The sequence below is a fragment of the Kitasatospora sp. NPDC017646 genome (assembly GCF_044329365.1).
Classification (GTDB): Bacteria; Actinomycetota; Actinomycetes; order Streptomycetales; family Streptomycetaceae; genus Kitasatospora.
In genome coordinates, this window is sequence record NZ_JBIRJC010000150.1 from 1 (window position 1) to 1148 (window position 1148).

Annotated in this window: 1 protein-coding gene; it reads right to left on the bottom strand. The window is 66.7% G+C overall.

Annotation, left to right across the window (positions count from 1 at the left end):
- Window positions 1-5: 5 nt before the first annotated feature.
- Window positions 6-1148, bottom strand: a 1143-nt coding sequence (locus ACH4J0_RS43300; protein ID WP_396246673.1) for an acyl-CoA dehydrogenase family protein, incomplete at its 5' end; no start/stop codon positions are given.

A 1148-nucleotide genomic window follows, 5' to 3' on the forward strand; every position in this document is an offset into this window, starting at 1 on the left:
GCCGGCTACGGCAGGTTGCGGGCCATGACGATCCGCTGGACCTGGTTGGTGCCCTCGTAGATCTGGGTGATCTTCGCGTCCCGCATCATCCGCTCCACCGGGTAGTCCCGCGTGTAGCCGTAACCACCCAGCAACTGCACCGCGTCCGTGGTCACCTCCATCGCCACGTCCGACGCGAAGCACTTCGCCGCCGCACCGAAGAACGTCAGATCCGCGTCCCCCCGCTGCGACTTCGCCGCCGCCACGTACGTCATCTGCCGCGCGGCCTCCAGCTTCATCGCCATGTCCGCCAGCATGAACTGGATCCCCTGGAACTCCGCGATCGCCTTCCCGAACTGCTTGCGCTCCTTCACGTAGTTCTTCGCGTAGTCCAACGCCCCCTGCGCGATGCCCACCGCCTGCGCCGCGATCGTCACCCGGGTGTGGTCCAGCGTCCTCATCGCCGTCTGGAAACCCGTACCCTCCGCACCGATCATCCGGTCCGCCGGGATCCGCACGTTGTCGAAGTACACCTCACGCGTCGGCGAACCCTTGATCCCCAGCTTCTTCTCCGGAGCACCGAACGACACACCCTCGTCGCCCTTCTCCACCACGAACGCCGAGATCCCCTTCGAACGCATCGAAGGATCGGTCACCGCCATCACCGTGTAGAACTCCGACACCCCCGCATTGGTGATCCACCGCTTCACACCGTTCAGCACCCAGAAGTCACCGTCCCGCACCGCCCGGGTCCTCATCCCCGCCGCGTCACTGCCCGCCTCCGGCTCCGACAGGCAGTACGAGAACATCCCCTCACCCCGCGCCAGCGCCCCCAGGTACTTCGCCTTCAGCTCCTCCGAACCCGACAGCTGCACCGGCAACGACCCCAGCTTGTTCACCGCCGGAATCAACGACGACGAGCCGCACACCCGCGCGACCTCCTCGATCACGATCACCGTCGCCAGCGCGTCCGCCCCCGCACCGCCGTACACCTCCGGCACGTGCACCGCGTGCAGGTCATTGCCCCTCAGCGCGTCCAACGCCTCCTGCGGGAAACGACCCTGCTCGTCCACCTCCGCCGCGAACGGAGCGATCTTCGCCTCGGCCAGCGAACGCACCGCCTCACGGAGCATCTCGTGCTCCTCGGAGATGCGGAAGAGATCGAAGTC